Origin of the sequence: Klebsiella sp. NPDC088457, assembly GCF_044900465.1 — a bacterium.
In the GTDB taxonomy this organism is placed as follows: Bacteria; Pseudomonadota; Gammaproteobacteria; order Enterobacterales; family Enterobacteriaceae; genus Klebsiella.
The window spans coordinates 1-18,335 of record NZ_JBJDNH010000040.1 but is presented as its reverse complement, the minus strand read 5'-3'; the positions used below and the strand labels follow the sequence as shown (position 1 = coordinate 18,335).

Genomic DNA, 18,335 nt, shown 5'->3' with positions numbered 1-18,335 from the left:
GTATTCCCACACTCCACCATAAAGCAGGGGTTAATGCTATGCTGCGATAATGTTTTTTAACACTAAAACGTTAAAGATTGCCCATTACGTAAAGAACTTACGTTTAGCTAAGGTTGAGACGTTGCTGATTATTATTTTTTGTATAGTCCATGCCGAAGTTGTGCCCGCCAACGCTTAAATGCCATATAATTGAACGCATGGACGTTCAACTGAACACTATTTTGGTGAAGGAGATTCATAAATGATTTTACGTGCTTTGGCTGTCTCGATGATTGGTTTATCGCTTGCAGGCTGCGTCAGCAGCAGCGGCCTTTCCGGTGACGTTTACTCCGCATCCGAAGCCAAACAGGTGCAAAGCGTCACCTACGGGACCATCGTTCATACCCGCGCGGTCCAGATTCAGGGCGGCGATGACAGCAATGCGATCGGCGCGATCGGCGGCGCCGTTCTCGGCGGCTTCCTCGGTAACACCATCGGCGGCGGCACCGGGCGTTCACTGGCTACCGCTGCGGGCGCGGTCGCAGGCGGCGTCGCCGGCCAGGGCGTACAGGGTGCAATGAATAAAACCCAGGGCGTGGAGCTGGAAATCCGTAAAGATGACGGCAACACCATTCTGGTGGTGCAGAAACAGGGTAGCACCCCGTTCTCCGTCGGCCAGCGCGTAGCCATTGCCGGCAGCGGCAGCCAGGTGACCGTCTCCCCGCGTTAATATTGCCTATTTATATATGCGGTCTTACCCGACCGCATTATTCTCAGCGCCTCGGAATGTATTAGAACTCATCCCCCATCATATAACACAAACCCACCACACGATTTATTTGCGCTGGCGCAAGTTTCACTCGCTATATAACGGTATGATAACGCTGCATACAATTAATGGCCCCAGCTCTGGCGGCAAATAATATAATTTTATTATCCATGGATGGATAATATGTTTACGAGCCCTCAGAATTTACTGAAGAGAATATTTATCTATATCATTGTTTGTATTGGCGCTATCGGTGTCATACACGTATGTCTCATCTCAGTACTAAGTCGTAGTTCTACGTTTAGTCCAGTCCTGTTTCCGCTACTGACCATTTTTTTACTCATATTCCACGCCACGATCGCCGGCGTGATGCTGATGAAGTACTGGTGCGACCGCGAGCGTCTGTACCTGACGGCGATCGCCTGCGCCTTCGCCGGCTCAGCGCTTTTGATGCTGGGGACGCTGAATAGTTACCCCGGCTGGTTAATGTGCGGCACGGGTTTACGCGCCAATGCCAATGACGCGCTAATTTTCTATAGCTTCCGCAATATCATGCTGATGGTATTATTTACCGTAGCTGTTATTTTATACCACTTTCGCCACAGTCCCCGACTTACCGCCGGAATACATGGCGTTATTTTGACGGCGTGCCTGAGTTTCACCGGTGTGATTATTACCCTTTCGTGGCTGTATTCGAGCCATCATCCGCTGCTGAATATCACTTTGGTCGATAATTTAACCACGTTATTTATGCCGGCGTGGCATCATTATACCGGCTGGGGTTTAACCATTGGTTGGTTAATGACGTTAGCACTGCTGATTGCCGTCTCCCGACTGCGAAATACATTCTGGTATAGCGGAGCTTTTTTTTGCGCAGCGTACATTTTCACCGTGGTTATTTTATTAATGGCAGAACGAAGCTCAGGATATTCATGGTATTACGCGCGCTTTTTTGAAACCATCAGTACATTGTTTATGTTGATGGTTATCGTTTGCGATGTGTTTGCGCTGTACCGCGAGTCCCGAGAGAAATATCTCTGTTCTTATCAAAATTCCATCCGCGACTCGCTGACCCGGTTGTATAACCGCAGTCACTTCTACGATACCCTTGCCGCCCTGCTGCCGGAGACCTCGGCCTCGCGACCGCTTTCGGTGATCGTCGGCGATCTCGACTATTTCAAGCGCATTAACGACAACTACGGCCATGTGCAGGGAGACAAAGTCATCCAGTTTACCGCCAGCGTCCTGCAGAAAAACGTGCGCGCGCAGGACACCGCCGCACGGATCGGCGGTGAAGAGTTTGCCTTGCTGCTGGTCAATACCAGCACGGAGGAGGCGCAGGCGATAGCAGAGCGTATTCGTCAGGCGGTACATCAACCGCAGGATGACTTCACGGAAAGAATGACCATCAGCGCGGGCATATTTACCGCCGCTGATGCGACCCTGAGCGCAGAAGAGTGCGTGAAGCGTGCGGATGCGGCGATGTATGAAGCAAAGAATGGCGGTCGTAACCGGGTGATCGTCTGGCGGGAGTGAATGAAAAAGGGCTTTGAGAAATCAAAGCCCTGAATAGATTAATCTTTTGCCTGAAGATCGAGGATATTCTGTTCCAGTTTACGCACCAGATGCAGCAGCGTTTCCACTTCTTGTGCCGAAACGCCGGACAGAATTTCGTCGCGCGTCTTACCGATCACCTCTTCCATTTCATTGATCAGCGGTTCAGCTTTTTCCGTCAACCGGATACGCTTCGCGCGCCGATCGTTTGCACAAGTCTGGCGAGAAATAAGACCTTTCTCTTCCAGCTGATCCAGCGTGCGCACCAGAGAAGGTTGCTCGATACCAATAGCTTTCGCCAGTTGAATCTGCGACTGCTCAGGAGGCAGCTGATGAATGTTGTGCAGCGTGACCCAGTGCGTCTGCGTTAATTCCAGAGGTTTCAGGCGATGGTCGATCAGCGCGCGCCAGACGCGCACTAAACGTGCCAGATCAGAACCCAGTGGCGATTCCAATTTCATCTCCTTATAATTAGCTTGCTAAGTTATTATACTGATTTTAGAATAGTGTGCAGCATTTAAATTACCAAAACAAATGAATTACCAGATTCACCAAAATCAAAACAATGATTTACAATGTGAATAGTCGCATAACATGAACATTCTCCCTGCAATGGCAAAGGATTTTTGCTTGTGAAACTGAGTCTTAACTCTAACGGATTGTCGCTCCAGGATCTGGTATTCGGCGCTTCTATCTACTTTCCCCCCTTATTTAAAGCCGTCCTGTTGGGATTTTTTATCTGGCTGATCATTCACCGTCAGCTCCGCGACTGGATGTATGCCGGCGATATCTGGCACCCCCTGCTGATGGACTTGTCCCTGTTTGCGCTTTCGGTTTGTCTGGCGCTGGTTTTACTGACTGCCTGGTAATGTTCACGACATGAAAAAACTCAAATACTTCTCGACCTTACTCGTCGCCGCTCTTGCCATCATTGCCGCCTGGCTGGTCTGGAATTACTACACGCAATCGCCCTGGACCCGCGACGGTAAGGTCCGCGCCGAACAGGTCAGCATTACGCCTCAGGTCTCCGGCAGCATCCGGCAGCTCAACGTCGGTGATAACCAGCTGGTCAAAGCCGGTGACGTGCTGTTCAGGATCGACGATACGCCCTACCGCCTCGCCGTCCTCAACGCCGAGGCGCAGCTCGCCAAAGCCACGGCTGAAATGGCGAAAGCCAAAGCGGAACAGATCAAAGCGGCCAATGACGCGCATCGCCGGCGTAACCTGTCACAGAACGCGATCTCCGTTGAAGATCTGGAAAATGCCAATACCGCCCTTAACACGGCGAACACCACCCTGGAAGCGGCCAAAGCGGTGGTCGGCGTGGCGCAGGCCAGCCTTGAGCACGCGCAGTGGCAGCTCGGGCAAACGGTCGTCAAATCACCGGTGGACGGCTGGGTCACGAACCTGTCAACCCGCGTCGGCGACTACGCCTCCGTCGGCCATCCGGTCTTTGCCCTCGTCGACAGCCATTCGTTTTATGTCATTGGCTACTTTGAAGAAACGAAGCTGCGCCACATTCACGCTGGCGATAGCGCGCAAATCGTTCTGTATAGCAGCAAACAAACGTTACAGGGTCACGTAAGCAGCATCGGCCGGGCCATTGTCGACCAAAGCGTTGAGGGCGGGAGCAGCCTGGTTGCCGATATTAAACCCAATATTCCCTGGGTACGCCTGGCCCAGCGCGTTCCGGTACGGATCGAATTTAAGGCGCTGCCGCAGGATACGACGCTGGTCTCGGGCACTACCTGTACCGTCTCGATTGGCGAACCCTGATGAAGCTTCAGGCCTTATCGTGGCGGGCACTGCCGTGGGTTAAAGCCAGCCGTCCGCAGTGGCGCTACGCCCTGCGTAACGGAATTGCGATGTGTCTGGCGCTGAGCATCGCCTACTGGCTGAATCTCGATGAGCCCTACTGGGCGATGACCTCAGCCGCCGTCGTCAGCTTCCCTACCGTCGGCGGCGTGATCAGCAAGAGTTTTGGCCGCATTGCCGGGAGCTTGCTCGGCGCCTGTGCCGCGCTGCTGCTCGCCGGGCATACGCTGAACGACCCGTGGTTGTTTTTATTCAGCATCTCAGGGTGGATTGCGCTCTGCACCTGGGCCTGCGCGATGTACACCAACAACGTCGCCTACGCCTTCCAGCTTGCCGGCTATACCTGCGCCATTATTGCCTTCCCGGTCATTAACATCACCGACGCAAACGAGCTATGGACCATTGCGCAGTCGCGCGTGTGCGAGGTGATCGTCGGTATCCTCTGCGGCGGGCTGATGATGATGATCATGCCCAGCACCTCAGACGGCGCGACGCTGCTGACGGCATTAAAAAATATGCATGCCCGCCTGCTTGAGCACGCCAGCCTGCTGTGGGTGCCGGAAACCACCGATGCGATTCGCAGCGCTCATGAAAGCGTGATCGGGCAAATTCTGACCATGAACCTGCTGCGTATTCAGGCCTTCTGGAGCCATTACCGCTTTCGCCGCCAGAATCCGCTGCTCAATTATTTACTCCACCAGCAGCTGCGCCTGACCAGCGTCATCTCGAGCCTGCGCCGGATGCTGATCAACTGGCCAGCGGCGCCGGCGCACACTCGTCAGGTGCTGGAAACGCTGCTCGTCGAACTGGCTAACCCACGCGCCGATTTTTACACCGTCGCCCGGATCGTCGCCCCGCTGGCTCCCCCGGCGGATGCCGACTATCGCCATCTCGCCTTCTGGAAGCGCCTGCGCTACTTTTGCCGCCTGTATCTCGACAGCTGTCGCTGGATCCGCCGCGTGGAAAACGCCTCGGCGATCGCCGAATTCAATGTCCCTTCCGCACCGGCGCTGGCCCGCTATACCGATCAGGCAGAGGCGCTGTGGAACGGCGTCAGAACGTTCTGCGCGCTGGTCGCCATCGGCGCCTGGGGGATCAGCAGCCAATGGGAGGCCTGCGCGGCCGCGCTGACCCTGGCCGCCATTTGCTGCGTGCTGTACTCCGTCTCGCCGTCGCCGTTCAAATCTCTGACCCTGCTGATGCGCACGCTGCTGCTGCTCTCGGTGTTCAGCTTTGTGGTGAAATTCGGCCTGATGGTGCAGATAACCGATCTATGGCAGTTCCTGCTGTTTCTTTTCCCTCTGCTGACCACCATGCAGCTACTTAAATTACAGATGCCAAAGCTGGCGGGTCTGTGGGGACAGCTGATCGTGTTTATGGGCTCGTTCATTTCGGTGACCAACCCGCCGGCGTACGACTTCGCCTCCTTTCTGAATGACAACCTGGGGAAAATTATTGGCGTGGGCTTTGCCTGGCTGGCCTTTGCGGTGATTAGCCCCGGTTCAGATGCGCGTAAAAGCCGTCGCCACATCAAAGCGTTACGGCGTCACTTTGTCGATCAGCTAAGTCGCCGCCCGCAGCACAGCGAGCATGAGTTTGAATCTCTGGTTTACCATCACATCAGTCAGTTGAGTAACAGCCAGGATGCCTTAGCGCGCCGCTGGCTGCTGCGCTGGGGCGTGGTGCTGCTAAACTGCTCACACGTGGTCTGGCAGCTGCGCGACTGGGAGACCCGCTCCGATCCCCTCTCACGCGTGCGTGATTTGTGTATCAGTTTGCTGCGGGACGTGATGAGCGAACGCGGGGTCCAGCAGCGTCCGCTGGCCTCTACGCTGCAGGAACTGCAGCGTATTTGCGACACGCTCAATCACCATCATCAACCGGCAGCAAAAGATCTGGCGGCGGTGATCTGGCGCTTATACTGCGCGTTGTCCCAGCTTGAGCAGGCGCCTGCCGCCGGGACCATAACGGAAAGAACTACTTAATCACGCCGCAGGCAAAACGTTCGCCGCCTCCGCCGAGGGGCTGCGGACTGTCAGACATATTGTCCCCACCCACGTGGACCATCAGCGCTTTCCCTTTGACCTCAGCCAGGGTTTTTAGCCGCGGCGCCACCACCGGCTGAGTGGCTTTACCGTCGCTGTCGACGACCAGTACCGGCAGATCGCCCAGATGGCCTGGCCCCTCAGGCCCGCCATGTTTCCCGGTCTGTTGCGGGTCGTAATGCCCGCCGGCAGCCCCGGCGGCGACGGCCTTACCGTCTTTTATCGCCGGCTGGCAGCTGCCGTTCGCGTGAATATGAAAACCGTGTTGACCCGGCGGCAACGCTTTCAGATCGGGCGTGAACTCCAGCCCGCCGGCGGTTTCGCTGATTTTAACGCTGCCAACGGCCTGGCCCACGCTCTGGCTGGTCACCAGATTGAGATCGACGTTTTCGCTGGCCGCCAGCGCGCCTGCCGGGATCGCTAACGCGAGTATTGCGAGGATACATCGTTGCATAATACCTCCAGAATGGCTCTGTCCCTGATAAGTGTAAACCAGGGACGGCCATTGCGGAGGCTGAGCGGGGATTAAGGGACGTCGTAGCCGAGCGCGGCTTTACGGATGCGGAACCACTGCTGACGGGACATATTGAGTTTTTCCGCGACAACCGCGGAGCGAACGCGCTCAATTTTACCGGAGCCGATAATCGGCAACGGCTGCGACGGCAGACGCAGGATCCACGCATAAACCACCTGCTCAATGCTCTCGGCATTCAGCTCCTGGGCTACCAGCGCCAGCTCATCGCGCAGCGGCTGGAAGCTGTCGTCATTAAACAGACGGCCGCCGCCAAGGCAGGACCAGGCCATCGGGCGGATGCGCAGCTGCTGCAGCTGATCCAGGGTACCATCCAGCAGCAACGGCTGATGCACCGGGGAAATTTCAACCTGGTTAGTCGCCAGCGTAAACGGCAGGCGGGATTGCAGCAGCGTAAACTGTGCTGGCGTAAAGTTTGAGACCCCGAAATGGCGCACCTTACCGCTGTGATGCAGCGCGAGGAAGGCTTCCGCCACCTCATCGGCATTCATCAACGGGTCCGGGCGGTGGATCAGCAGCAGATCGAGGCGATCGGTCGCCAGATTGCGCAAGGATTGCTCTGCGCTCAGCACGATATGATCGCGGTCGGTAATATAGTGACCAATGGTGTTTTCGGCGCGGGCTTTGGTCGCAATCCCGCATTTGCTGACGATTTCCATCCGGCTGCGCAGATGCGGCGCCAGCTTAAGCGCCTCGCCAAAGGCCGCTTCGCACTGATAGTCGCCGTAAATATCCGCATGATCAATGGTCGTAATGCCAAGATCCAGGTGCTGCTCGATAAAACTGACCAGCGCTTGCGCGGACATATTCCAGTCCATTAAACGCCAGTAGCCCATAACAAAACGTGAGAATTCCGGCCCCTGTGGAGCCATAGCAATACGCTGAACCATAACACCGCCCTCAACAAAAAAGTGTTCTGAGTATACGCACTTTTGCTATTAAAACAGTGAGGGTTGCTGCGGTTCTTCCGCAGGCGCCGGCTTATTTGCGCGTAATTTGCGCAATAGACGCTGGCGACACAGGCGCAGAACATCCTGCTTTTGTACATCGCTCATCGTTTGCCAGTTAAAACGCTCCTCACGGCTGCGAAAGCACCCGCGACAAAAACCGCGCTCATCTGACTGACAAATTCCCCGGCACGGACTTTGTACCGGGAAAAACTCCAGCTGCTCTGCCACCTCATGCCTCCCGTCACTTCTCTCTGTCTTTTATTGAAGACGTTTCATCCGCGGTACGCAACTTTTGTTGTTCAGCCTCTGGGCCAGGCGGTCGCTAATTTTCGCTTGCATTAGACCAATCGGTCTACTACAGTGAGCGCCATGAACAAACATAGCGAATGCGATACCCGCGAACATATCCTGGCCACCGGCGAACAGCTGTGCATGCACCGCGGTTTTACCGGTATGGGCCTGAGCGAACTGTTGAAAATAGCGGAAGTCCCGAAAGGCTCTTTCTACCACTACTTTCGCTCCAAGGAAGCTTACGGCGTCGCGCTGCTGGAATATCACTATACGGGCTACCTTCAGCGCCTGGCGCAACACTTTGCCCACGGTGAAGGCAACTATCGCGACCGCCTGCTGGCCTACTATCAGCACACGCTGACGCAGTTCTGCCAGCAGGGCATTATTAGCGGCTGCCTGACGGTGAAACTCTCGGCCGAAGTGTGCGATCTGTCGGAATCGATGCGTGCCGAAATGGATAAAGGTGCAAGCCAAATTATTACCCTGCTGGGCGCAGCGCTGGAAAAGGGCCGTCAGGAAGGCAGCCTGCGATTTCGCGGCGACGCGTTTACCCTCTCCCAGGTGCTCTATTCCCTGTGGCTGGGTGCCAATTTGCAGGCCAAGATTACCCGCAGCGCCACGCCGCTGGAAAGCGCCCTCGCGCATGCCAAAACGATTATTACGGCGCCTGAACTGTAACAGGCGTTTTTATTTAATGAATCACAAGACGACCGGTCTACTCAGGAGTCACTATGTCCGAAGCAAAACTGTTTACCCCGTTGAAAGTGGGCGCGATAACCGTGCCTAACCGTGTGTTTATGGCTCCGTTGACGCGTCTGCGCAGCATCGAACCGGGCGACATCCCCACCCCGCTGATGGCGGAGTACTACCGTCAACGTGCCAGCTCCGGGCTGATCATCTCCGAAGCGACGCAGATTTCCGCCCAGGCTAAAGGCTACGCCGGCGCCCCGGGTCTGCACAGCCCGGAACAGATCGCCGCATGGCAGAAAATTACCGCTGGCGTTCACGCAGAAGATGGCCGCATCGCCGTCCAGCTGTGGCATACCGGGCGGATCTCGCACAGCAGCCTGCAGCCTGGCGGCCAGGCCCCGGTGGCGCCGTCTGCTATCAGCGCCGGTACCCGCACCTCTCTGCGTGATGAAAACGGCCACGCCGTGCGCGCCGATACCTCAATGCCGCGCGCCCTGGAGCTGGATGAAATCCCGGGTATCGTCGATGATTTCCGCCAGGCGGTAGGTAACGCGCGTGATGCCGGTTTCGACCTCGTGGAGCTGCACTCCGCGCACGGCTATCTCCTGCATCAGTTCCTCTCCCCGACGTCTAACCATCGTACCGACCAGTACGGCGGCAGCGTGGAAAATCGTGCGCGCCTGGTGCTGGAAGTGGTGGATGCGGTCAGCAAAGAGTGGAGCGCCGATCGCATCGGTATCCGCGTCTCGCCAATCGGCAGCTTCCAGAATGTCGATAACGGTCCGAATGAGGAGGCCGATGCGCTGTATCTGATTGAAGAGCTGGCGAAACGAGGTATTGCCTATCTGCACATGTCCGAGCCGGACTGGGCGGGCGGCCAGCCGTACAGTGAGGCGTTCCGTCAGAAAGTCCGGGCGCGTTTCCCTGGCGCCATTATCGGTGCTGGCGCATACACGGTTGAAAAAGCCAACGACCTGATTAACAAAGGGTTAATCGACGCAGTGGCCTTTGGTCGTGACTTTATAGCCAACCCTGACCTGGTGGCCCGCCTGCAGCATAAAGCCGCGCTGAACCCGCAGCGTCCGGAGAGTTTCTACGGCGGCGGCGCGGAAGGCTATACCGACTACCCGACCTTGTAATTCTTTTGTTGTTAGCGGCGGGGCTCCGCCGCTATCCTCGCTCCTCTTCGGCTTCCCCCGCCCGGCATTGCGCAAGCCGCGTACCCTTTTTTCACTGCAGTTGCGCAAATCCACCTGCCTGATTATCACCATAAATGAGAATGATCTTGATAATCATTATCATTACCACATATAATCCAGCCGCACTTTTTAGCATAAAAAACTACAGCTAAAGAAATACAAACGGATATTTATGTTTAATACGGAATATTTTTTCAAATCTCTGCTTATCAGCAGCGTTTTTGCTCTGTCTGGCTGCCAGAACGCTGCCACGCCCACTTCCGCCGCTACGGCCGCTGCTGGCGTGGAATGCGCCTGTATCCTGGATGCCCACACCGGTAAAACGCTGACATCAGCACAGTTGCTTACCCGCCTCGACAGCGCGCCGCTGGTCATCGTCGGTGAAGAGCACACCAACGTGCGCCATCACGCCATTGAACAGTGGCTGCTGCAAAACCTGCCCCTCTCCCGCCGCCAGGGCAGCGTGCTGATGGAAATGATCGATAGCGGCCAGCAGGATGCGGTCACTCAGGTTAAACAGGCCGCGGCGTCGGGCTCCCCGGTCAGCGCGACCCGCGCCGCCGCAGCGATGCGCTGGAACAGCGGCTGGCCATGGGACCTGTACCGTGACGTGGTGATGACGGCGCTGAAAGGCCCGTATCCGCTGCTTGCCGCGAATATCAGCCGCCAGCAGGTCGGCGAGCTTTATAAAAACCCAACCTTTCCCCCCGGAGAACGCACTTCTCGTCCGCAGGTCCGGCAATCCCTGGCGGCCATTATCTATCTGATGCACGATGGCCAAATCAACGATCAACAGGTCAATGCCATGGTGGCGATTCAACAGCATCGCGACCGCTTTATGGCCGAGCAACTCTCCCGCGCGCCGCGCCCGGCCCTGCTGATCGCCGGCGGTTACCACGCGGCGAAAGACGTTGGCGTACCGCTGCATCTGGCCGATTTACAGGCGCCGGAGCCGGTGGTGGTGATGCTGACTACCACCGCGGCCACGCTGACGGCAAAACAGGCTGACTACATCTGGTCAGTTGCGGCGACAAAATGAACGGCAATACGATCGCCCCCTTCACCCCGCCTCGTTCACCGTGGCTCGGAGGTTCCGCCGCCAGCGTGCTGTTCCACGCTGCGCTGGTCTTGCCATTCATCATCCATTTTTCACTCCGGCCAGCCGATTCACCGCCTGCCGCCGTGATGATGGAATACGCCGCGGAACTGGAAGTCTCATTCATCAGACCCGAACTATCGCCAGGCGTCAGTCAACAGCGCAAAGTCGAGCAGATGACGGAGCAGGAGACCGCACATGACAAGGCGCTGCCGAAGCTCCTTGCCCATCCCGACGCTGAACTCAAGCTGGCCGCGTCCAGGCCGGAACGACAGAATAAAAAAGCCGCCGAGCTACGGAAAAAATCCCATCGCGAACAGCGGGCAGAGCCTGGCAATGCGACGACCACCAGCATGGCCGCGCCGCCGGTGCAGCCGGCGCTCACCCAGCGTAATGCCGCGCCGCTGGATACCGATGCTTCGCGCATCAGCGAGAGCAAAATAAGCTGGCAGTCGTTGGTAAAGGGCAAGATCAACAAAATGCGTAATTATCCTGATGACGCGCGCCGCCGTCAGCGCAGCGGAACGGCGAAAATCACCTTCAGGGTAAATGAACGCGGCGAGTTACTTAGCTCACAGCTGGTCGTCTCGTCGGGTACCCTTTCTCTGGACAGAGCAGCGTTAACCGCCCTGCAAAATGCGCGGCCGCTCCCGCCGCCGCCAAAAGAAATATTAAAAAACGGCATTCATCAGGTCACGCTACCGATAGAATTTGACCTGTTAAACCGATAGCCAAGGTCCCATTTTTATTCGGTAAATATTTAACGGTTCATCCTTAATATAATTTTTAACCGTCACTAAATTTATTTTTTAAAAGACAGAAGCTGACCGCGCTATGACGCCAGGTCCGCCGTCGCATTTTTTATTATGCGCGATTTAGCGCCGACCGGAACCCTCAGGCCGGCGGATAAATACGCTCATTTTGTGCGTTTAAAAAAATACCTAACAGGAATTGATTATGGAAAAATCACAAATAGTCAGAGGACTCATGACCGGGCTGCTTATTATGCACGGCCATGCTTTTGCCGCGGAAAATGAGGGGGAATCGGTTTTTTCGCCGCTCACCATTACCGACAACCCGCTGGCAGATAACAACCCGGTCGGCTCCTCTGAAGAGAGCTATACCCGCCCCGGAGCCTATAGCTCGCGTACGCTAAATAAGAATTTGCAGAGTCTGGATGCGTCGCTGCGCAGCATGGCGGGCACCTACACGCAAATCGACCCCTTGCAGGGTGCGATCAGCGTGAACATTCGCGGCATGAACGGACTGGGGCGGGTCAATACCATGGTGGACGGGGTTACGCAGACCTACTTCGGTATGGCGCCGGCAAACTACCACGGCGGGGCCAACACCGCGGCGGGCGTACCGCTCGACCCGAACTTTCTCGCCGGGGTCGATGTGGCGCGCGGCAGCAGCGCAGGCGCGCAAGGGGTCAACGCGCTGGCGGGGAGCGCCAATATGCGCACCATTGGTATTGATGATGTGCTGAAGGAAGGACGCCAGACGGGCCTGCTCTCGCGCTTCTCGGTGGGCGATAACGGTCTTGGACGCACCGGCATGGTGGCGGTGGCCGGTAAGACCGGGAGTTTTGCCAACGGCGGCGGCCTTGGGGCGCTGGTGGGCATCAGCGGTTCACGAACCTATGCGACCTATAAAAATGGCGGCGGGCGCAGCAGCGAAGACTTTATTGCTGAAGATAATAAATATCTGCGCCAGGAACCACGCTCTCAGCTGTATAAAGTGAACTTCAATGCCGACCAGTTTAATAAACTCGAACTCTCCGGCAGAAATTACCGCAACGCATTTACCCGCCGCGACATTACCAGCGATGATTATTACCTGCGTTATCACTACGCCCCGCTGGATGAACGAGTGGAAATTAACCTGCTGGCCAGCACCAGCCGGGGCAATCAGGCCTATAAGCCGGGATCGCTGTATAATTTCAACAACTCCTCGCTCACCAATAAATCTAACGCCTTCGACATCAGTAATACCAGCCGATTTAAAATCACCGACGACCTGTATTCGGTTTTCCAGTTCGGAGGGAAATGGATGGATACCCGCTATACCCGCCGCTTTATTCAGAATACCCGGACTGACAGCAACGCTTTTGCACCGGCCGGGAAACAGCAGATCTCCGCCCTATATTCCACCCTGACGCTAAGCCAGGATATTTATACGTTAGATCTCAATCTCAATTACACCCGCAGCCTGGTTGAAGGTTTCAAACCCGCCTGCGCAGACAATGAGAAGTGTTTCCCCCAGGGTGAGAGCACCCTGCACCTCGATGACCGCGCCGTTAACCCTTCGGCAACCTTCTCCGCGCAGGTAACGCCGTGGCTGCAGCCATTCATCAGCTGGAGCCGCTCTTCGCGCGCGCCTAACGTCCAGGAGGTGTTTTTCGCTAACGAAGGCGGCGCCTCAATGAACCCGTTCCTCAAGCCTGAAAAGGCGCAAACCTGGGAAGCGGGATTTAACATCAATCAGCAGGGGCTGCTGTTCGCCCAGGACAGCCTCCACTTAAAAGCGCTGACCTACCGCTCCCGCATCAAGAATTACATCACCAGCGAATCCTTTTTCCTCTGCAGCAGCGGCCGGCTCTGTCAGGATATCGACGATGTCTCAGAAAGCTTCAACGCTAACATCTATATCAACACCCCTTCGCCGGTCACCAGCAAAGGCTACGAAATTGAGGCCGGGTACGATCTTGGATTCGCCTACGCAAACCTCTCCTGGAGCAAACAGCAGACCGATCAGCCCACCTCGATCGCCAGCACGGTTTACAGCTTTGCCTACAGCGATCTGAGCGACCTGCCCTCGAGCTACGCCACCCTGGATATCGGCGGGCGTCTTTTCGACCGCAAGCTCACCGTCGGCAGCCTGGTGAAATTCACCGGCAAAACGAAACGTCTGAGTACCGGGGGGATCAACAACGACACCAACACCGTCCCGAAAGAGAGCATGCCCAATATCCCGACCATCGTCGACCTCTACAGTAGCTGGCAGATGACCGACAACATACTGCTGCGTTTAAGCGTCCAGAACGTCACCAATCGTGATTACGCCGAAGCGCTCAACCGGATGAACCAAAGCCTCGATAATGCCAAAGAAGGCACCTCGATAAACACCACCGCGCGGGGCCGGACCTGGGTCTTCGGCGGCGAGGTTCAGTTCTGAATCAGCCGTTTAACACATTATTCCAATCAGGAGCATAACAATGAAGCGCTTCAATGTTGCTAAACCCCTGGCCGGCCTCTTGCTCGCCGCCCTGTTCCCGGCCGTGACCTTCGCCATCGATCCGCCGCAGCGTGAAGCTTCACGCTTCGCGCTGAAAACAAACTATCTGCAGGATGCCGATGAGGGGATCTATGAACTGGCCTTCGATAATACCCAGCAGAAGGTCTTCGCCGCCGTCACCGACCGGGTCAACCGCGCCGCGAACAGGGGCTATCTCTATACGTTTAATCCCGACTCGCTGCACATCGATAGCCGCCACCCGATGCCCTATCGCGCGTTTTCGCTGGCGATGAATCAGCAGCAGCACCGGCTTTACGTCGGGCACACCCAATCGGCTTCATTGCGGATCAGCCAGCTCGATACCCTCACCGGCAAACTCATCAACACCAGCGAGAAATTAAGCTTTCATACCGCTGATGCGGCTGATTCCCGCTTCGAGCACCTGCGCCATATGGTCTACAGTCATGACGCCAATATGCTGTTCGTCAGCTACAGCAATATGCTGAGGACGCCGCAGGGCATGAAACCGCTGCATAAACTGCTGATGCTGGACGGCACGACGCTGGCCCTCAGGGGCGAGGTGAAAGATGCCTACAAAGGGACGGCATACGGCCTGACGCTGGATGAAAAAACGCAGAAAATCTACGTCGGCGGCCAGGATTACGTCAACGAGATCGATGCGAAAACGCACCGTCTGCTGCGCACCATCCCCCTGAACGCGCCGCAACCCCGGCTCGCCAGCGCGCAAAATTTAGCCGTAGACCCGGCTTCCGGCAGGATTTTTGTCGTGGCCTTCGACCATGACGACCGCAGCGGGCCGCATGACGGGCTGTATATATTTGATCTCCGCGATGGTAAGCAGCTCGGCTACGTCCACACCGGCGTCGGGGCCAACGCGGTGCGCTTTAACCCAAAATATAACGAACTGTATGTGACCAACTTCACCAGCGGCACCCTCAGCGTCGTCGATGCCGGGACCTATACCGTCAGCCGCGAATTCCGTGTGCCGGTTTATCCAAACCAGATGGTGCTGTCAGCGGATATGGACACCCTCTACGTCGGTATCAAAGAGGGATTCAATCGTGACTGGGATCCGGATGTGTTTGTTGCAGGGGCGAAAGAGCGCATTCTGCGCATTGACTTAAAAAAATCGTAATCTGTCGGGATGACGAGCGGCGACACCCGCTGACGGCAGCGATTTGCGGCGAGGTGCCGGGCAAGATCGTCAGGGCCGCCTGAAAAGACGGCCTTTTTAGGTTATAGTGCTGCGGTACGGGAAACGCCTTGCCCGTTTCCCGTACTATTCTGACTATTTGCACTGACGGCCTCCGATCGGTGGCTGTACAAAAGGAGTATAAAAAATATGCGCTTACTTCACACCATGCTGCGCGTTGGCGACCTGCAACGTTCCATCGAGTTTTACACTAACGTGCTGGGCATGAAGCTGCTGCGTACCAGCGAAAACACCGAATACAAATACTCGCTGGCCTTCGTAGGTTACGGCGAAGAGAGCGATACCGCCGTTATCGAACTGACCTACAACTGGGGCGTGGATCAATACGATCTCGGTAGCGCATACGGCCATATCGCACTGAGCGTGGATAATGCAGCTGAAGCCTGCGAGCGTATTCGCCAGAACGGCGGCAACGTCACCCGTGAAGCGGGCCCGGTTAAGGGCGGCACCACGGTTATCGCTTTCGTTGAAGATCCGGACGGTTACAAAATCGAACTGATTGAAGAGAAAGACGCCGGTAAAGGTCTCGGCCACTAACCAGCTGCGGGCGTCGGTTGGCGCCCGCTGTTTTCGCCCCTTCCTGCTGCAAGGCGCGGCAAAATTTGCCATAATGCGCGCTACTTTTTTCCAGTTAAGAGAATCAGATGTCCGAGAACGTTCAACTTAATGGTCTGTGCGACCGTTTTCGCGGTTTTTACCCCGTGGTGATTGATGTCGAAACCGCCGGGTTTAATGCCAAAACCGACGCCCTGCTTGAGATAGCCGCCATTACGTTGAAAATGGATGAGCAAGGCTGGTTGATGCCGGACGAGACATTGCATTTTCATGTTGAACCTTTCGAAGGTGCCAATCTGCAGCCTGAAGCGCTGGCATTCAACGGCATCAATCCGCACGACCCTGAGCGCGGCGCGGTGAGCGAATACGACGCCCTGCACGCCATTTTTAAACGAGTCCGCAAGGGGATTAAGGACCACAATTGTAATCGCGCCATTATGGTCGCTCACAATGCCACCTTCGATCTCACCTTTACGATGGCCGCGGCCGAACGTGCGGGCCTGAAACGTAATCCGTTCCACCCTTTCGTGACCTTTGACACCGCGGCGCTTAGCGGGCTGGCGCTCGGTCAGACCGTGCTGTCCAAAGCCTGCCTGGCGGCCGGCATGGCGTTTGATGGCACCCAGGCACACTCCGCATTGTACGATACCGAACAGACGGCGCAGCTGTTTTGCGAGATAGTGAATCGCTGGAAACGTCTTGGCGGCTGGCCATTGCCGCTGGCGACAGAGGAATAAGAGATAAAAAAAGCGACTTCACCGGAAGTCGCTTTTTTACAAACAGCAGAATTACTCCGCTTTCGGCTCGTCAGTCTTGTGCTTAGCGGCCGTTTCTTTGATCAGCTGCTGCAGCTCGCCGCGCTGATACATTTCAATCACGATGTCGCAACCGCCAACCAGCTCGCCATCTACCCACAGCTGCGGGAAGGTCGGCCAGTTCGCATATTTCGGCAGTTCCGCGCGGATATCCGGGTTCTGCAGGATGTCAACGTAGGCAAAACGCTCGCCGCAAGCGGACAGGGCCTGTACGGCCTGGGCGGAAAAACCGCAGCTTGGCAGTTTCGGAGACCCTTTCATGTACAGCAGGATCGGGTTTTCAGCGATTTGACGTTGGATTTTTTCTACAGTCGTGCTCATTGTCATGCTTCCTTAACTTCTATACGGCAGTAATTTGTCATTGTAGCGTCCTGAACGCAGGACAGATAATAACATTTTTTTCACTCGTTATATTTTATCTTCTGTGCCCAGAAGTTGCCTTATAAATATCACTTTGTGGCGCGAAAAGCGTTATCGCTGTACATTTCGCGTACAAGGTGCTTAATGTCTGAGATAATTTTTTGCAATTGTTAATCAAACGACACTTTAGATACAAAAGAGAAAACAAAACCAAAAATTACAATAAAAATCATATAGTTATTTTATTTATCGGTCAAAAAACACACTACAATTCACGATATTACACGACAAATCTGGTCACTATTTATCAATCACTTAGCATGATTTTGTGACCTGATTATGCGACACATCACACAGGCAACTCATCCTCCAGCACACTAATGATGTTATGCGTCAGCACCCCGCACACCTCGACATCATCCAGCGCCTCTCCCTCGATCGCTTCCCCGTCTGCCGTTATCAGCGCACCACCCATCAATTTTGCGAACTCAATGCGTCCGTCATAGCGAATCAGCACAGTGTCTCCCTGCACTGGTCGCCGGGACACGTCAATGACCGCATAGCCCCCTGACGTTTCGACGATGAGTTTGTTCGCGTCTATGTTGCAGATAGTGTTCATTGAGACTCGTGATTCTGCGAAATCATTGGCTGGAGACGGAAATCCCATCAGAGAACCCTCCCCATATTGCGAAGCATCCAGAGTCGGTTTTCTGACTCATCGTTTGTCTTATCGACAAAATACGTCTGGTTGCGCTCTATCCACCTGTTCGCTTCATTGCCGGAGAAATGTATCCCTCGCTCCTGAAGTGAGCGCACAAAGTCGCCTGTGCGTAGGTAACGATATCCCTTCGGGTTGATCGAGATCGAGGCTGCAAACGCCTCACGGATGTCTGATTGACGGAGCATGGTAGCCTCCTGATTAATACTGGTTGCACATACAGTAGTTTTATCGAGGAGGCAGATCAAGGGAGGGAGTGCCTATCAATTTTTATGACAGGCGCAATTTTCTGTTAGCTAAAGCGGGCGACGTTATCCGCGTAATCAGCACCTACGATTTCGGCAGGGTCGAGGTCACTGTTAGTCAGATCGTCGATAGCAACACGATATGTCGTGTTACGCACCGATTTTTCCGACGCCCCTTTATTATTCAACTGGTGAACAGGAATTGACGACGGGCGTGCGCCAAATGCCGCCGGGGCCAGGTCGGAGACATA

21 protein-coding genes are annotated in these 18,335 nt (G+C 55.5%); 13 read left to right on the top strand and 8 right to left on the bottom strand.

Features of this window, described 5'->3' with window-relative positions; all coding sequences use genetic code 11:
- Positions 1 to 241 precede the first annotated feature (241 nt).
- Both slyB and ACI2JR_RS21615 read left to right on the top strand, forming a co-directional pair.
- A complete protein-coding gene (gene slyB, locus ACI2JR_RS21620) occupies positions 242 to 709 on the top strand; it encodes an outer membrane lipoprotein SlyB (RefSeq protein WP_132730795.1) in 468 nt (155 codons plus the stop codon).
- Between the two features lie 222 nt (positions 710 to 931).
- Positions 932 to 2,284: a GGDEF domain-containing protein gene (locus tag ACI2JR_RS21615; protein ID WP_462479445.1), complete on the top strand. Its 1,353-nt coding sequence runs from the start codon at positions 932 to 934 to the stop codon at positions 2,282 to 2,284.
- Between the two features lie 38 nt (positions 2,285 to 2,322).
- Here the strand turns inward: ACI2JR_RS21615 and slyA are convergent, their stop codons facing one another.
- Positions 2,323 to 2,763 (bottom strand): transcriptional regulator SlyA, encoded by a 441-nt coding sequence (slyA, locus tag ACI2JR_RS21610; RefSeq protein WP_132730793.1) that lies wholly within the window; start codon positions 2,761 to 2,763, stop codon positions 2,323 to 2,325.
- Between the two features lie 171 nt (positions 2,764 to 2,934).
- On the opposite strand from slyA, the gene ACI2JR_RS21605 reads away from it, so the two are divergent.
- From ACI2JR_RS21605 to ACI2JR_RS21595, 3 genes are read left to right on the top strand one after another with little or no spacing between them, the layout of a single operon-like run.
- A complete protein-coding gene (locus ACI2JR_RS21605) occupies positions 2,935 to 3,171 on the top strand; it encodes a DUF1656 domain-containing protein (protein WP_132730792.1) in 237 nt (78 codons plus the stop codon).
- Positions 3,172 to 3,181: 10 nt separating this feature from the next.
- The gene (locus tag ACI2JR_RS21600) at positions 3,182 to 4,078 is read left to right on the top strand and encodes an efflux RND transporter periplasmic adaptor subunit (RefSeq protein ID WP_132730791.1); all 897 of its coding nucleotides are present in this window, start codon (positions 3,182 to 3,184) and stop codon (positions 4,076 to 4,078) included.
- Positions 4,078 to 6,102: an FUSC family protein gene (locus ACI2JR_RS21595; RefSeq protein ID WP_462479444.1), complete on the top strand. Its 2,025-nt coding sequence runs from the start codon at positions 4,078 to 4,080 to the stop codon at positions 6,100 to 6,102. The genes ACI2JR_RS21600 and ACI2JR_RS21595 overlap by 1 nt, the downstream gene beginning before the upstream one ends.
- Here ACI2JR_RS21595 and sodC read toward each other — a convergent pair.
- From sodC to ACI2JR_RS21580, 3 genes are all read right to left on the bottom strand, one after another.
- The gene (sodC, locus tag ACI2JR_RS21590; RefSeq protein WP_132730789.1) at positions 6,095 to 6,616 is read right to left on the bottom strand and encodes a superoxide dismutase [Cu-Zn] SodC; all 522 of its coding nucleotides are present in this window, start codon (positions 6,614 to 6,616) and stop codon (positions 6,095 to 6,097) included. The two genes, ACI2JR_RS21595 and sodC, sit on opposite strands and share 8 nt — an antisense overlap.
- 71 nt (positions 6,617 to 6,687) lie before the next feature.
- A complete protein-coding gene (locus ACI2JR_RS21585) occupies positions 6,688 to 7,584 on the bottom strand; it encodes an aldo/keto reductase family oxidoreductase (protein ID WP_462479443.1) in 897 nt (298 codons plus the stop codon).
- Between the two features lie 48 nt (positions 7,585 to 7,632).
- Complete coding sequence (locus ACI2JR_RS21580; protein ID WP_132730787.1) at positions 7,633 to 7,872, bottom strand: DUF1289 domain-containing protein; 240 nt, start codon at positions 7,870 to 7,872, stop codon at positions 7,633 to 7,635.
- 141 nt (positions 7,873 to 8,013) lie between these two features.
- Here ACI2JR_RS21580 and ACI2JR_RS21575 point away from each other — a divergent pair, with 141 nt between their 5' ends.
- From ACI2JR_RS21575 to rnt, 8 genes are all read left to right on the top strand, one after another.
- Positions 8,014 to 8,613, top strand: a complete 600-nt coding sequence (locus ACI2JR_RS21575) for a TetR/AcrR family transcriptional regulator (RefSeq protein ID WP_462479442.1) — start codon at positions 8,014 to 8,016, stop codon at positions 8,611 to 8,613.
- Positions 8,614 to 8,666: 53 nt separating this feature from the next.
- Positions 8,667 to 9,764 (top strand): alkene reductase, encoded by a 1,098-nt coding sequence (locus ACI2JR_RS21570; RefSeq protein ID WP_132730785.1) that lies wholly within the window; start codon positions 8,667 to 8,669, stop codon positions 9,762 to 9,764.
- A gap of 232 nt (positions 9,765 to 9,996) precedes the next feature.
- Positions 9,997 to 10,863 (top strand): ChaN family lipoprotein, encoded by an 867-nt coding sequence (locus ACI2JR_RS21565; protein WP_462479441.1) that lies wholly within the window; start codon positions 9,997 to 9,999, stop codon positions 10,861 to 10,863.
- Entirely contained in the window at positions 10,860 to 11,651 is a 792-nt protein-coding gene (locus tag ACI2JR_RS21560; RefSeq protein WP_462479440.1) for a cell envelope integrity protein TolA, read from the top strand. Before ACI2JR_RS21565 ends, ACI2JR_RS21560 begins: the two co-directional genes overlap by 4 nt.
- 226 nt (positions 11,652 to 11,877) lie before the next feature.
- Positions 11,878 to 14,097: a TonB-dependent receptor domain-containing protein gene (locus ACI2JR_RS21555; protein WP_462479439.1), complete on the top strand. Its 2,220-nt coding sequence runs from the start codon at positions 11,878 to 11,880 to the stop codon at positions 14,095 to 14,097.
- A gap of 40 nt (positions 14,098 to 14,137) precedes the next feature.
- On the top strand, positions 14,138 to 15,313 hold the full coding sequence (locus ACI2JR_RS21550) for a YncE family protein (RefSeq protein WP_462479438.1): 1,176 nt from the start codon (positions 14,138 to 14,140) through the stop codon (positions 15,311 to 15,313).
- 207 nt (positions 15,314 to 15,520) lie between these two features.
- Positions 15,521 to 15,928, top strand: a complete 408-nt coding sequence (gene gloA, locus ACI2JR_RS21545; protein ID WP_132730781.1) for a lactoylglutathione lyase — start codon at positions 15,521 to 15,523, stop codon at positions 15,926 to 15,928.
- A gap of 107 nt (positions 15,929 to 16,035) precedes the next feature.
- Positions 16,036 to 16,683 carry a ribonuclease T gene (gene rnt / locus ACI2JR_RS21540; protein WP_132730780.1) on the top strand — a complete coding sequence of 216 codons (648 nt, stop codon included), beginning with the start codon at positions 16,036 to 16,038 and terminating at the stop codon, positions 16,681 to 16,683.
- A 51-nt stretch (positions 16,684 to 16,734) separates the two neighbouring features.
- Here rnt and grxD read toward each other — a convergent pair whose 3' ends face one another.
- From grxD to ACI2JR_RS21520, 4 genes are all read right to left on the bottom strand, one after another.
- On the bottom strand, positions 16,735 to 17,082 hold the full coding sequence (gene grxD, locus ACI2JR_RS21535; protein WP_132730779.1) for a monothiol glutaredoxin 4: 348 nt from the start codon (positions 17,080 to 17,082) through the stop codon (positions 16,735 to 16,737).
- A gap of 388 nt (positions 17,083 to 17,470) precedes the next feature.
- Positions 17,471 to 17,788, bottom strand: coding sequence for a hypothetical protein (locus ACI2JR_RS21530; RefSeq protein ID WP_462479437.1), 318 nt, complete (start codon positions 17,786 to 17,788; stop codon positions 17,471 to 17,473).
- A complete protein-coding gene (locus ACI2JR_RS21525) occupies positions 17,788 to 18,027 on the bottom strand; it encodes a hypothetical protein (protein ID WP_462479436.1) in 240 nt (79 codons plus the stop codon). The genes ACI2JR_RS21530 and ACI2JR_RS21525 overlap by 1 nt, the downstream gene beginning before the upstream one ends.
- A 104-nt stretch (positions 18,028 to 18,131) precedes the next feature.
- Positions 18,132 to 18,335: hypothetical protein (locus ACI2JR_RS21520; RefSeq protein WP_462479435.1), on the bottom strand; the 204-nt coding region annotated here is incomplete at its 5' end.